Here is a 13587-nt window from a genome sequence, read left to right as displayed (position 1 = left end):
GGCGTACCGCGTGCAAGCAGCGAAGGGAAGCGATCCGCGCGGCGGCGTGGGTCGCCGCGGGGCGCTGGTCGAGGTCAGCCGAGCGCAGGGACAGAGGACAGGCGGGGACGACGGGGGGGCGGGATGCGCGGCAGACGAGCGCGGCAGAGCGGCCGCCCGTCGGGGGCGCCGTCCACCTCGAGAGAGCCGCCGTGGAGCTCGATCACCGAGCGCGCGTGGCTGAGGCCCAGCGTCAGGCCGCGCCCGCGCGCCGTGGTCTGCCGGCTGAACAGGGCCTCGAGCTCGTCCGGCGGCACGTCGCGGCTGCCGTACTCGATGTCGATGCGGACCTCGTTGTTGAACTCGCCGGCCATCGTCGCCGTGAGGCGCACGAGGCGCGCCGACGGGTCGGCCGCGCCCGTCCGGAGCGCGTGCGCGACGATGACCGCGATCGCGCGCGTCGCGTAGGCTTGATCGACGGGGATCAGCGGCAGGGTGTCGCCGACCTCGATGACGACCTCGCCGCCGGCGTCGCTCGCGAGCTCGCGCGCCTTGCGGAGCGCGCCCGCGATGAGCCAGCCGACGGACGTCGGCTGAGGCTCGAGCGTGAGCTGCCCGGCCTCGACGCGGGCGGCGTCGAGGATCGACTCGATGAGGCCAAGGAGCTCCCGGCCGCGCGTCGCGATGAGCTCCAGGCTCTCGCGCTGCGCGGGGGTCAGATCCTCCTGGCCCACCAGCTCGGCGAACCCGAGGATGGCGTTCAGCGGGCTCTTGAGATCGTGGCTCACGCTCGCGAACAGGAGGCCGCGCATGCGCTGCGCCGCCTCGCGGGACTCGAGCGCGCGCTCCTGCGCCGCGGCGAAGACGCGGAAGCGCTCGGCGAGGTCCTCGATGGCGTGCCCGAGCCGGGCGACGACGGCGAACCGGGCGGGGCGCGCGATCTGGGTGGCGCCGCGCAGCACGCTGTCCGTGCCGAGCAGGCGCACCTGCTTCGTGGCGTGCACGAGATCGGCCGCGAGGACGCGGCCGAACAGGTTGCCGAGCGCGCCGGCGACCAGCACCGCGAGCAGCGCGACGAGCGCGCCCCAGATCGCGGCAGAGGGCTCGAGGTCGGCGGAGAACCGGGTGTTGACGCAGCCGTAGTCGAGCGGCGTGATCACGGCGATCTGCCCGTCGGCCTCGCGGCCGAAGGAGGGCTCCGAGCCCACGCAGTCGTGCTCCAGGCGCGCGAGGAACCCGAACTCCGCCGCCGAGGCCACGACGTCGTTGCGGCCGGCCGCGTCGATGGCCCCGAGCGACGGGTCGAGCGCCGTGCGCGCGATGAGCCCCGCGGTCGAGCGCCGGCTGCGCTCGATGAACGTCTGGAGGTGCGCGTTCGCGATGAGCACCGCCCCGACGCCGACGAGCAGCACCGGCGTGGCGACGGCCAGGAGCAGCTTGGAGGTGACCCGCCGGCGCGGCGTCTGGTAAAGCTCGGCGGTCTCGAGCAAGGCGCCGATCGCCTCGGCCGGGCTGATCTCGAAGAGGCTGAACGCCGCGGCGCGCGTCAGCACGTAGTGCGGGATCGCGGACGCGCTGAGGATCGTGATCGCGAGGATGAGCAGGCTGACCGCGCGGCCGTCGTCGAGCTTCTCTGGCCTGATCCCGGGGATCATCATGAGGCCCGAGATCGTCGAGCTCGCCAGCACGAAGCGCAGCGCCAGCGAGGTCGGGAGCCCGGCGAACCGCTCGAGCTCCTCGTGATCGATGTCGCGCGAGCCGATCACGAGCGAGCGCAGCAGGTTCTCGTGGGTGCGCAGCCGGAGCAGCGTCAGCAGCGTGGTCGCGCAGATCGCGGCGAGCGCGATCTTGGCGCCGACCGAGAGCACGCTGGCGGCGACGCGCTGCTCGAGGATGAGCAGCTTCGGCGCGAGCGCCGCGATCGCCCCGAACGCGGCGACGCCGACCAGCGCCTGGCGGACGAGCACGCGCCTCGCGAAGTGGATCGCGTCGTCCCTCATGCGCTCCTCGGTCATGCGATCCTCCCCTGGGGGCCGCCGGCGCCGGGGTCGTTCCCGGGCGGCGCCGCCACGTCGGGCGTGGGCGGGGTCGGCGAGAACAGGGGCTGCTGCACGATCCACATCGGCAGGGTGATCGTGAAGGTCGAGCCCCGACCGAGCTCGCTCTCCAGCTGGATCGTCCCGCCGTGCATCAGCACGAGGCGCCGCGCGATCGAGAGCCCGAGCCCCGTCCCGGCCCGGCGCGAGCGCACGTCGCCGGTCTGCCGGTACTCCTCGAAGACCGCCGACGTCTCCTCCGGCGGGATGCCGGGGCCGGTGTCCTGGACGACGATCGCCGCATAGCGGCCGCGCCCCGTGATGTTGACCGTCACCGAGCCGCGCGCCGTGAACTTGACGGCGTTCGAGACGAGGTTGGTCAGGATCTGCCGCACCCTCCGCGGATCGGCGTGCGCGACGAGGGCGTGGTCCCCGGTGACGCGCAGCTGGAGGGGCTTGTCGCGCGCCGCCGCGGACGCCTCCCGCATCACCTGATCGACGAGGGCGCGGAGGTTGACGGCGCGGCGGGAGAGCTGGAGCTTGCCCGTCTCGAGCGCCGAGAGGTCGAGGATGTCGTCGATGAGCGTGCGCAGGTGCTCGCCGCTCTGCCGGATGACCGACAGCGCCTCGCGCGCGTCCTGGCTGAGCGGGCCGTCGACCTCGCTCTCGAGGACGTGCGCGAACCCGAGGATGGCGTTGAGCGGCGTGCGCAGCTCGTGGCTCAGCCCCGCGAGGAACGCCGAGCGCTCGCGGTCCATCGCGGAGGCCTGCTGGAGGTCCGCCCGGTAGGTGCGCTCCGCCGCGGCGAAGCGGGTGATCAGGAGGTTGAAGGCCGCCGTCAGGAGGCCGACCTGGTCGAGCGACCTGATCGGCACGGGCTCGGCCTGGATCACGTCCGTGGGCAGCGCGCTCTGGACCTGTCCGCGCGCCATCGCCGTGATGCGCTCGCGCAGGTAGTCGACATCGTCGCGCGCCGACTTGGTGAACGAGAGCGCGACCGCGACAGCCACGCCGAGCAGCAGCACCGTGAGCGCCGCGACGGCGTTGCCGAGCGCGATCGAGTCGGGCGGCGGGCTCGGCGCCGAGACGAAGGTGAGCACCGAGAGGTGAGAGAGCGGCGGGTGCAGCGGGCGCGCCGCGAACCGGACGCGGCCGAGCGAGGTCGTCGTCTCGCCCTTGCCCAGGGTGAGCATCTGGACGATGCCGGCCCTGGCCGGCGCGCTGAAGCTCTCGTTGATCAGCACGTGGCCGCCCTGATCGACGAGCAGGATCTCCGACCCAGCCCGCCGCGCCGCCTCCCGCAGGAGCGCCGCCCGCTCCCCCTCGATGGTCCCGCGGAGCCGCGCCGAGAGCGTCGCGGCCATCACCTCGGCGCGCAGGCTCGCGGCCTGATCGCTCATCTTCGCGAGCTGGCCGATGCCGATCAGCGCGATCGCCACCGCCGTGGCGATCCCCACGACGATCACGATCGCGGGCGCGAGCGGCACGAGCGGTGTCGTGCCGCGGGGCCAGCGGATGAGGCGACGACGGCGGGCCACGGCGGAGTCAGGATGCTAGCGCGCTTCGGGCGGCGCACGGGCCACCTCGGGCGCGCGGAGGGAACTAGCGAGCGAGCGCCCTCGTGGGCGGCTTTACCTGGGATCGGTCGCCAGGAGCGCGAAGACGGAATGGTCGAGCCAGCGGCCGTCGCACCACTCGGCCTGCCGGGCGATCCCCTCGAAGCGGAAGCCGAGCCGGCCGATGACCGCGAGGGAAGGATGGTTGTCCGTCGCGGCCGCAACCCGCACGCGGTGCGCGCCCATGTGGCCGAACGCGAACCCGAGCGCGGCCCTCGCGGCCTCGGTCATGAGCCCGCGCCCGGTCGCCTCCTTGCGGAGCCAGTAGCCGAGCTCGCAAGAGCGGTGCAGGTGTACGCACGCCTCGAGCCCGACCACCCCGGCGAGCGAGCGGTGCGCGCGCTCGCGGATGACGAAGCGCAGCGCCCTGCCGTGATCCCAGTCGGCGGCGCACGCCTCGGCGAAGCGCACGCTCGCGGCCGGATCCGTGTGGAACTGCACCCAGGGAAGCCAGCGCTGGAGGGTCGCGCGCGAGCCGTTGACCGCGAGCCAGAGCTCGGGCCCGTCGGACGGATCGATCGGCACGAGGATCAGCCGCTCGGTCTCGATGGGACGGGCGCGGACCTCGCTTCGAGGTGGGAGGATGAGCATGGGGTCACCGGCACTGGATGCGGGCGGCGTAGGGCTCGAGATGACCCGCCTCGTAGTCAAGCCAGGCGACATACCACTCTCCAGGCTTCGCGCCGGGGCTGATCGAGGGCGCCGGCTGATCCCCGCTGATGCGGGCGAACTTCGTGGGTGCGCCGATGCCGTCGCGGTTGATCGACGCGGTGAGCATGCGGCCCCCCTCGAACCAGACCAGCTGGGCCTGCCCGCTCGGCGCGATCGCGATCGACGGGCGCGCGCCCGACTTCGAGAACCGCTTGCGCCAGAGCGGCTGGCCCTTGGCCGGATCGATGTAGGCGGCCGACGCGCCCCCGAGCGGCGCCTCGCCGTGCCAGACGACGAAGCAGCCGCCCGCGCCGCAGGCGAGCGAGGGGCTGTCGCTCCGGACCCGATCGCTGTTCACGAGCGACAGGTCGCCGAGCGCGCGGTCGGCGCGCTTGCCAGGGCTGGCCGGCGGGAGCCCCTTGCCGGCGTTCGCGAGCGGGAGGCGCATGTACTGGATGACCCGCGTCGGCTCGCGATCGAAGCGGAAGGCGAGGTGCATCACGTCGTTCACCACGGCCACCGAGGGGAAGCGGACGCGCGGCTTCGAGGGGCCCGTCGGGGTGACGTCGGTCAGCCGGATGATCTCGCCCGCCGGATCGAGGTTCGGCGAGAGGCGGCGCATGAAGAGGTCCTCGGAGGCGGTGTCGCCGTCGTCCGACCACGTGATCAGGAACCCCTCGGCGGCGCGCGCGAGCGAGGGCCACGAGTTCCCTCCGCGAGGGAAGGGCGCGACCATCACGGCGGGGCCGTCGATCCGCCCGTTGGCGTCGAGCCAGCGCACGTGCACGCCGGCCTCCGGCCCCTTGCCGTCCCAGTAGGTGAGCACCAGCCGATCGCCTGCGGAGGTCAGCTCGGGGCGCCCGATGGCGCGGCCCTCGGGCGTCACGTCGAGCGCCGGCGACGACGGCCGCAGCGCGCCGTCCAGCGTCGTCGTGTAGGCGTGCTCGGTGCCCTCGTGCGAGTCCGTCCAGGTGACCACCGCGCCGCGCGGCCCGAGCGCGATCGAGGGCCGGCTGGCCCCGACGGCGCGGCCGCCCTCGCGCACCAGATCGTGCGTGCGCGGCCTCGCGAGGCCGGTGAGCGCGCAAGGCGCCTTGCCGCTCGCGTCTTTCAGGGCGACCTGCACGTGCTCGATCAGGGTCCGCGGCACGGGGTGGTTGCCCTTGTCCTGAGCGTCCTTCAGCAGCCTGAGCGCGGCCTTGAGATCGCCGGCGGCGACCGCCTCCTGCGCCTGCGCGACGAGCGGCGGCCACGCCAGGGCGGACGGCTCGACGCGGGCGTCGGTGCGCGCCGGCACGTTGGCCCCGGCGGACGCCGAGGGGGCGCTGATGGCCGGCGGCGCCGCGCTGCTCGACGAGACGGGCGGCAGGGCCGTCGGCTTGAGGAACTGGCGGTAACCCGCGTAGGCGCCGCCCGCGACGAGCGCGAGCACGCCGAACACGACGAGCGCGCGTCCCGCGCCGCCTCGCTTCGGCGTTGATGCGTGCGCCAGCGGATCGGGGACCGAGGTCTCGCCCGAGCCCCCGGAGAACGTGATCTGCTGCCCCGCGCCCTGGCTCATGCGCCCGGCGATCGCGGCGCCGGGCGCGCCCGAGGTGTCCAGCCCGGCGAACGGATCTCCCCCGCGCTCCGCCGGGCCCGACGGGACGGTCCGCCGCGATTCGTTGGGGGTCACACGGACGACCCCCGGCGGGTCGAAGGACAGGTCGGCCGGCGCCTCGCCGCCCGGCATGACGAGCCCCGCCTGGGACGGCTCCGCGCCGCGCGGCGGCTGCGCGACGCCGAGCGCGACCGACAGCTCGTCGGCGAACTCCTTCGCGGTCTGGAACCGGCGATCGATGGAGCGGTCGAGCGCCTTCTCGAACCACGTGGTGAAGCTCGCCGGGAGGTCGGGGCGGAGCGCCGCCGGCTGCGGCAGGGGCGCGTTGGCGATCTGCGCGAACGTCATCGCGACGCCCTGCTCGGTCTGCCAGACGGTGCGGCCGGTGAGGCACTCGTAGGTGATGCAGCCGAGCGCCCAGAGATCCGCGCGGTGGTCGACCGCTCCCTGGCCGCGCACCTGCTCCGGGCTCATGTACGCCGGCGTTCCGAAGACCGCGCCCTCGCGGGTGAGGCGCGCCTGCGCGTCGCCGCCGTCGACCGGCGCGTAGAACTTCGCGAGGCCGAAATCGAGGATCTTCGCGCAGAGCCGGCCCTCCTCATCCTTCGTGAGGAAGATGTTCTCCGGCTTGAGGTCGCGGTGGACGATGGAGGCGGCGTGCGCCTTGGTGAGCCCTCGACACACCTGGGACACCACCGTCACGGTGGTCTCGGGGTCGAGGTACCTGATGACGGTCATCCGCTCGTACAGCGACTCGCCTTCGAGGAGCTCGAGCACCAGGAAGGGCCGCCCGTCGTCGAGCTTGCCCGAGTCGTAGACGTCGCAGATGAAGGGGCTGCGGATCGACGCGGCGGCCCGGGCCTCTCGGAGAAAGCGCTCGACCACGACGGCTGAGGTCGTCAGCTCCTGGGCGAGCACCTTGATCGCCACGCGTTTGCCGATGTCGATGTGCTCGGCCTCGTACACGGCGGCCATGCCGCCGCGCCCGATCTCGCGTGTGATGCGGTATTTTCCGGCGAGGACCGTGCCTACCGGGATCTTCGCTTTGTTCGGCAAAGCCATCAGGCAGGGCTGTCGCGCGACTGGATTCGCCAGCGCAGCCTATTCGAGCCGCGTCATAAGAACAATGGCGAGCGCAGCATGACCCGTCGGGGAGGGGCCCGATCCTCTCCCTGGCGCCGCGCGAGCGAGCTCAGCGGTTCCAGAACGGCACCGTGAAAACGGATTCCACCCCGGGCCGGCGTAATTCATAAGGCGGAGCCCACCTCCGGCGTCGCGGTGCGTAAGCGAATTCTCACCCCCCGGCGCGCCGCCGCGCAAGCGAGCTCTGCCTTGCCCAGGTGGAGCTGTGAAAAAAGTAAGCGGGCTCCGATTTTCTGACGTCCGATGCACTTTTCTCACGCTCGCACGGTGCGCGAAACATTCCGGAAACATGAGCTTGGGTACACCAGCCTGGACCTTCGGTCGCGCGCCAGCGTCCGGGGTGAAGGGTCGCCGATCCGGCTCCGCTGGATGGGTCCCTGAGTCGTTGACAGTGTCGGGCAAGGCTCGGTGGACCGAGCCGCCCCCGTCACGGATCGGAAGCCGGGCGGCGCCCGGCACATCGATGGGAGGCCGCCGGCGGAGGTGTCCCCCCTTTACCAGCTCTGCTCCGGCGGGGCCTTTCGGGTGAGCGCCCGGGTCTTCTACCCTGGCGCGCACCCGGTCACCACAGGCGTGCGCAATGAAAAAGGTCGAGGCGATCATCAAGCCGTTCAAGCTCGACGAGGTCAAGGACGCCCTCGCCGAGGTCGGGATTCAGGGCATGACGGTGACCGAGGTAAAGGGCTTCGGTCGGACCGGCGGCAAGAAAGAGGTCTATCGAGGGTCGGCGTATGTCGTCGACTTCGTGCCGAAGGTGAAGGTCGACATCGTCGTGCCGGACAGCATGGTCAGCGATGTGATCGACGCCATCGAGAAGAGCGCCAAGACGGGTCGGATCGGCGACGGCAAGATCTTCGTCGTCCCCGTCGAGGAAGCCGTGCGGATCCGCACGGGGGAGCGCGGCGAGGACGCCATCTAGGAGGCGCGCCGCCGGCAGAGCGTCACAGGGCATTCGCGGCGGGTCACAGGCTCGAGGATCGACAGATCGGCAGCCGACAACCGAGAAGCGAGCACGAGCCCGCGCACCGTCGAGTCACATACAGCGAGAGCAGCGAGTCAGCGAGGTAGAGAAGATCATGAAGGCGAAAGATGTCGTCGCGTTTGCGAAGGAAAACGACGTAAAATTTGTCGATCTCAAGTTCATCGATCTGCCCGGCATCTGGCAGCACACGACCATCCCGGCGTCCCGCCTGAACGAGGATCTCTTCGAGGAGGGAATCGGCTTCGACGGCTCGTCGGTGCGCGGATGGCAGCCGATCAACGCGAGCGACATGCTGATGACGCCCGAGCCGTCGACGGCGAAGCTCGACCCGTTCCATGCCCAGAAGACGCTGAGCATGATCTGTAAGATCAGCGATCCGGTGACCGGCCAGCCCTACGGCCGCGACCCGCGCTACATCGCCCAGAAGGCCGAGAACCACCTCCGCGCGAGCGGCATCGCCGACACCTCCTACTTCGGGCCCGAGGCCGAGTTCTTCGTCTTCGACTCGGTCCGCTACGAGAGCTCGCAGCGCGGCGCCTTTTACGAGATCGACAGCGACGAAGCGGTCTGGAACTCCGGCAAGGCCGGCCCGAACCTCGGGCACAAGATCCGGTCGAAGGAGGGCTACTTCCCCGTCGCGCCGACCGACACGCTCGGCGATCTGCGCGGGCAGATGATGTCCACGCTGATCGAGACCGGCATCGGGGTCGAGGTCGGCCACCATGAGGTGGCGTCGGCCGGGCAGTGCGAGATCGGCATCAAGTTCTCGACGCTGACGGCGATGGCCGACAACCTCATGTGGTTCAAGTACGTCATCAAGAACGTCGGCCGCAAGAACGGCAAGTCGGTGACGTTCATGCCGAAGCCGCTCTTCGGCGACAACGGCAGCGGCATGCACTGCCACCAGTCGCTCTGGAAGGAGGGCAAGCCGCTCTTCGCCGGCGACGGCTACGCCGGGATGTCCGACACGGGCCTCTGGTACATCGGCGGCATCCTGAAGCACGCGAAGGCGCTCGCCGCGCTCACCAACCCGACGACGAACAGCTATCGCCGGCTCGTCCCGGGTTATGAGGCGCCCGTGAACCTCGCGTACTCGAGCCGCAACCGCTCGGCGTCGATCCGCATCCCGCTGGCCCCGGGCAACAGCCCGAAGGGCCGCCGCATCGAGGTCCGCTTCCCGGACGCGAGCTGCAATCCGTACCTCGCCTTCGCCGCCATGATGATGGCCGGCCTCGACGGCGTCCAGAACCGGATCGATCCGGGCGACCCGCTCGACAAGGACATCTACGCGCTCTCGCCCGAGGAGCTCAAGGAAGTGCCGCACATGCCGGGCTCGCTCGACGAGGCCCTCGGCGCCCTCGAGCGCGACCACGAGTTCCTGCTCCGCGGCGACGTCTTCACCCGCGACATCCTCAAGACCTGGATCGACTACAAGCGCGAGCGCGAGGTCGACGCGGTCCGGCTCCGCCCGGTCCCGCACGAGTTCTTCCTCTACTACGACGTCTGATCGCCCCCACCCCCGAGGGCAGCGCAGGGGCCGGCGCACAAGAAAATTGCGCTGTGCCCCTCGCTGTCCAGCCTCTTCATCGCTCGCCGTCGTGCTCGGCGAGCGCCGATGACGCCGAGTCGAAGCGTCGCGGTATCGGGAAATCCACGGATCTCTGCGCCCGCGGGGGCGGCGAGGCGGGTTGTCGCCCCCTCGCGCCGCGAACTTTTGCTTCCTGCTGGAGCGCGCCGCACCGCGGTACCGCTCGTCCATGGCTCGGGTTATCCTGTGGTCCGGATCCGACGGGAGCGGCGTAAAGCCAGCTCCTCCTCGGTTCCTCGGTTCCGCGGTCCTCTGGCCCGCCGGTTCGTCCGTATCCTCGGTTCCCTCAGTTCCTTCAGCTCCCCAGCGACACCTCGGCGCAGCAGTGAACCCCGGCGATCTCATCCAGTCTCGCTACCGGCTCGTGAAGCTCCTGGGCCAAGGCGCCAGCGGGTCGGTGTGGGCCGCGAAGAACGTGCTCATCGACCGCGACGTGGCGCTCAAGGTGATGAGCCCCGAGGTGGCCGGGGACGCCGTCGCGCTCCAGCGCTTCTTCAACGAGGCGAAGGCGAGCGGGCGCCTGCGGAGCCCGAGCATCGTCGAGATCCTCGACCTCGGTCAGGCCGAGGACGGCTCTCCGTTCCTCGTGTTCGAGCTGCTCGTCGGCGAGGGGCTCGACGAGTGGCTGCGGCGCGAGGGCACCATCGAGCCGGAGGTGCTGGTCGAGCTCTTCCTCGGCCTCGCGCGGGCGCTCGACATGGCCCATCAGCAGGGGATCATCCACCGCGATCTGAAGCCCGCGAACATCTATGTGCATCGCAACCACCTGGGCGAGCTCGTGGGGAAGATCCTTGACTTCGGGATCAGCAAGGTCCTTGAGAAGGAGCACAACTTCTCGCTGACCCGCACGGGCTGCGTCGTCGGCTCGCCGGCGTACATGTCGCCCGAGCAGGCCGCGGGGCGCGAGGACGTGGACGCCCGCGCCGACATCTGGTCGCTGGGCGTCGTCATGTACGAGGCGTTGACCGGGACGACCCCGCATCAGGCGCCGAACTACAACGCGCTGATGGTCCGGATCCTGAGCAAGGACTGCGATCCGATCGCCGCGCGCAGGCCAGGGCTCCCGCAGCCCCTCTGCCAGCTCGTCGAAGCATGCCTCCGCCGCGAGCGCGACGAGCGGATCCCCTCGGCGGACACGCTCGCGAAGGAGCTCGAGGCCGTTCTCCGCGAGCTGCGCGCCGAGCGCTTCCGGGGACAGAAGGGGCGGCGCGCCTCGGACATCGGCCTCGGCGGCGACGTCGGCCTCGCGCCGGAGAGCGCGGCGGCGCGGGGCGGCGACGCCGCCGGGACGCTGGGACGGCTCGTGCAGCACGGCAGGCGCCTGCCGCCGGCCATGCTCGTCGCGGCGGGCATCGGGGCGGTGCTCTGGGCAATGGCGCTCGTGCTCATCGGCAAGTACTGGATCCGCTGAGCGCCGCGGCGACGCAGGGCGAGCGAGCGTGGTCGGCTCGCCCACGGCATGCGCGCCAGGTTGCTCCTTGCGACAGTGCGCGTCGGGGCCCCATGTTGGCCCCACGTCGAGCCGTCACCCGAGCTCGAAGCGAGCATTGATGGAAAGGATGCAAGTCGATGGACGACCACCAGACGCATGAAGCGCACGCCCATGTTCATGGGCAGGGATGTGGACATCAGGCGTTGCGGCATGAGGACCACGTCGATTACCTGCATGACGGACACCTGCATCACCCGCACGGCGATCACTTCGATGAGCACGTGCTCTCGGTCGGCAAGGAGAACCCTGACGCGTGCACGCCGAGCCATGCCTGCGCCGATCACGAGAAGGCGCACACGCACGGGGCAGGCTGCGGCCATCAGGCCGTGCCCCACGGCGATCATTTCGATTACCTCGTCGGGGCGCACCTGCACCATCCGCACGGCGATCACTGCGATCACCACGGCTCGGTCCAGCTAGGGTGATCGCCGCGCCGCCCCGCGCCGGAGCTCCGGCGCGTGAGGTGGAGGCCGCGGGACGACGCGCGAGGGAGACCGGCGAGCGGCGCGCGAAGGAGAGCGGCGAGCGTGAGCTCCTGGAACGACGTTCCGGGGAGCCCGGCGTCACGCGGGCGGCGCGCTGTTGTCGTCCGGTGCGCCGCTCGCGCTGCAGCGATGTGCGCGTGCGCAGGGCGCATGCGGCTCCTCCGGCCCGGACGCACCGACGTCGCCGGCGCCGCGCATGCCGCCGAGCCATGCGCGAGGGCCGAGCCTCATGAAGCTCGAGAGCAGGAGCGCGCCGAGCGCGGCCGCGCAGACCCACGCGATGGTGGAGTGCTCCTGGGGCGCGAGGTCGTGGAGGTCCGGGATCGCCGCGAGGGGGACGAAGGCGTTCACGACGAGGCCGAGCGCGACGGCGAAGGCGACGCTGAAGAGCGCGGCGGCCGCGGCGGCGCGCGCTCCGAACGCCCGATGCAGGCCGCCGAGCGCCGCGATGTGGGTCGCCGGCCCCGCCACGAGGAACGCGAGCGCGGCGCCGACCGGGAGCCCCTTGTGGATCATCACCGCGGCGAGCGGCGCCGCGCCGTGCGCGCACACGTGAGCGGGCACCGCGAGGAGCGCGCTCACGAGGACGTCGTCCGGCGCGCCGAGCGCGCGCGCTGCGGCCGGCGCGATGGCCGCCTCGAGGACGGCGGCGAGCAGGAGGCCCGCGACGTACCAGGCGGCCATGTGATCGAGCGCTGGACCGACGGCCTCGGCGACGGCGGCGCGGAGCCGCGCGCCCGGCGACGCCACGGTCCGGGCGACGACGGGCGGCGCGCCGCCGGAGGGCGCAGCGCTCGAGCCAGGCGTCCTGGCCACCCTGGCGACGAGGAGCGCGACCAGCACGGCGAGGAGCGCGCCGCCCGCGACGCGCGCCGCGGTGAACGGCAGGCCGAGCATCCGCAGCGAGAGCAGCGCGCCGGCAGGATCGAGCGCCGGCGCGCAGAGGACGACGGCGACGACCGCGGCGACCGGCGCGCTCGCGCGAGGGAGCCGCTGCATGCGCGGCGCAACGCCGCAGGCGCAGAGGGGCAGCGGCGGCCCGGACGCCAGGCTGCGGGCGGCCCGGGGCAGCGCCGCGCCGCCGCGCAGCGAGCCGGTCGAGCGATGCAGGACGATCGGAGAGAGCGCGCGCAGGAGCCCCGCCACGGCGAGCCCGGCGAGCACGGCGGGCGCCGTCTCGATGAACAGCGGGCCGAGCGACTCGGCGAACGACAGCTCGGACGCGTGCGCGCTCGTGAAGGAGCTCTCCGGGCTGGGGAGCGCGAGCGCGACGCAGAGCCCCGAGGCGAAGGCGATCGCGCTCGCCGTCCGCGCGCGCGCCCCCCGGGGCGGCGCCTCGTGCGTGTGGACGACGAGCCGCAGGAGGACGCCGAGGCCGAACGCGATGAACACCTCGAACGACTCGTGGGGGAGGCTCTCCACGGCGCCCTGGCCGAGGAGGGCGCCGAGGACGGTGAGCAGCCCGAGGAGCCCGAGGCGCGCGGCGAGCTGCCGCCAGCCCCAGGCGGGCAGGAAGCGCGCCGCGAGCGACAGCCCCTCGGGCAGCCGGTGCACGAGGACGGCGCTCGCGAAGAGCACCCCGTCCGCGCCGCTGTCGGCCGCGGCCACGGCCAGCGCGAGCCCGGCGCCGTCGAGCAGCCCGTGCACGGCGAGCGCCGAGAACGCGATCTCCCGCCCCAGCACCTCGCCGGTGTCACGCCGCCGGTGCTCCGTGAGCCCGAGCGCGGCGTACCCGAGCGCCGCCCAGAGGAGCGCCTGCGCCCCGATCTCCTCGACGACGTGCGGCAGGTGGCGCGTGAGGATGAGCGCGGGCACGAGGCCGAGCGTCAGCCCGTCGAGCGCCGACGTCGGCAGCGCCTGGCGCCGGCCGAGCGCCACGAGGAGCGGCCCCGCGGCGAGGCCGGCGATCGACAGGACGACGACGAGCGCGAGCATGGGCGCGGTGGGCTATGCCCGAGCCGCGTAGCCTAATCAATATCAAATTGGTGTTGCAACCAGGATGCGGACAGCCGCCT

9 protein-coding genes are annotated in these 13587 nt (G+C 72.1%); 4 read left to right on the top strand and 5 right to left on the bottom strand.

All coding sequences use genetic code 11. The annotated features are described in order from the left end of the window. Positions 1-74: 74 nt before the first annotated feature. The 4 genes from WMF46_RS38510 to WMF46_RS38495 all read right to left on the bottom strand — a co-directional run bounded on the left by WMF46_RS38510 (position 75) and on the right by WMF46_RS38495 (position 6944). The gene (locus WMF46_RS38510; RefSeq protein ID WP_437711123.1) at positions 75-1994 is read right to left on the bottom strand and encodes a sensor histidine kinase; all 1920 of its coding nucleotides are present in this window, start codon (positions 1992-1994) and stop codon (positions 75-77) included. After that, positions 1991-3553 (bottom strand): sensor histidine kinase, encoded by a 1563-nt coding sequence (locus WMF46_RS38505; RefSeq protein ID WP_437981784.1) that lies wholly within the window; start codon positions 3551-3553, stop codon positions 1991-1993. The genes WMF46_RS38510 and WMF46_RS38505 overlap by 4 nt, the downstream gene beginning before the upstream one ends. 93 nt (positions 3554-3646) lie before the next feature. Next, positions 3647-4222, bottom strand: a complete 576-nt coding sequence (locus WMF46_RS38500; RefSeq protein WP_012239821.1) for a GNAT family N-acetyltransferase — start codon at positions 4220-4222, stop codon at positions 3647-3649. Between the two features lie 4 nt (positions 4223-4226). Next, positions 4227-6944, bottom strand: coding sequence for a serine/threonine protein kinase (locus WMF46_RS38495; protein ID WP_437981783.1), 2718 nt, complete (start codon positions 6942-6944; stop codon positions 4227-4229). 661 nt (positions 6945-7605) lie between these two features. Between WMF46_RS38495 and WMF46_RS38490 the strand changes: the two genes are divergently transcribed. The 4 genes from WMF46_RS38490 to WMF46_RS38475 all read left to right on the top strand — a co-directional run bounded on the left by WMF46_RS38490 (position 7606) and on the right by WMF46_RS38475 (position 11512). Further along, positions 7606-7944 carry a P-II family nitrogen regulator gene (locus WMF46_RS38490; RefSeq protein WP_012239819.1) on the top strand — a complete coding sequence of 113 codons (339 nt, stop codon included), beginning with the start codon at positions 7606-7608 and terminating at the stop codon, positions 7942-7944. 157 nt (positions 7945-8101) lie between these two features. Further along, positions 8102-9514 (top strand): type I glutamate--ammonia ligase, encoded by a 1413-nt coding sequence (glnA, locus tag WMF46_RS38485; protein ID WP_437981782.1) that lies wholly within the window; start codon positions 8102-8104, stop codon positions 9512-9514. Positions 9515-9920: 406 nt separating this feature from the next. Beyond that, complete coding sequence (locus tag WMF46_RS38480) at positions 9921-11006, top strand: serine/threonine-protein kinase (RefSeq protein WP_437981781.1); 1086 nt, start codon at positions 9921-9923, stop codon at positions 11004-11006. Between the two features lie 158 nt (positions 11007-11164). Next, positions 11165-11512, top strand: a complete 348-nt coding sequence (locus WMF46_RS38475) for a hypothetical protein (protein WP_272102879.1) — start codon at positions 11165-11167, stop codon at positions 11510-11512. 138 nt (positions 11513-11650) lie between these two features. Here the strand turns inward: WMF46_RS38475 and WMF46_RS38470 are convergent, their stop codons facing one another. Further along, a complete protein-coding gene (locus WMF46_RS38470; protein WP_437981780.1) occupies positions 11651-13507 on the bottom strand; it encodes a permease in 1857 nt (618 codons plus the stop codon). Positions 13508-13587: the final 80 nt, after the last annotated feature.

Source organism: Sorangium sp. So ce117 (assembly GCF_051524395.1).
Classification (GTDB): Bacteria; Myxococcota_A; Polyangia; order Polyangiales; family Polyangiaceae; genus Sorangium; species Sorangium cellulosum_B.
This window is presented reverse-complemented; position numbering and strand designations above follow the sequence as displayed.

Excerpts from the sequence above, each read along its gene's own strand:
- WMF46_RS38470 (WP_437981780.1), bottom strand. The coding sequence starts at position 13,507 with ATGCTCGCGCTCGTCGTCGTCCTGTCGATCGCCGGCCTCGCCGCGGGG.
- WMF46_RS38510 (WP_437711123.1), bottom strand. The coding sequence starts at position 1,994 with ATGACCGAGGAGCGCATGAGGGACGACGCGATCCACTTCGCGAGGCGC.
- WMF46_RS38475 (WP_272102879.1), top strand. The coding sequence starts at position 11,165 with ATGGACGACCACCAGACGCATGAAGCGCACGCCCATGTTCATGGGCAG.
- glnA (WP_437981782.1), top strand. The coding sequence starts at position 8,102 with ATGAAGGCGAAAGATGTCGTCGCGTTTGCGAAGGAAAACGACGTAAAA.
- WMF46_RS38490 (WP_012239819.1), top strand. The coding sequence starts at position 7,606 with ATGAAAAAGGTCGAGGCGATCATCAAGCCGTTCAAGCTCGACGAGGTC.
- WMF46_RS38495 (WP_437981783.1), bottom strand. The coding sequence starts at position 6,944 with ATGGCTTTGCCGAACAAAGCGAAGATCCCGGTAGGCACGGTCCTCGCC.
- WMF46_RS38500 (WP_012239821.1), bottom strand. The coding sequence starts at position 4,222 with ATGCTCATCCTCCCACCTCGAAGCGAGGTCCGCGCCCGTCCCATCGAG.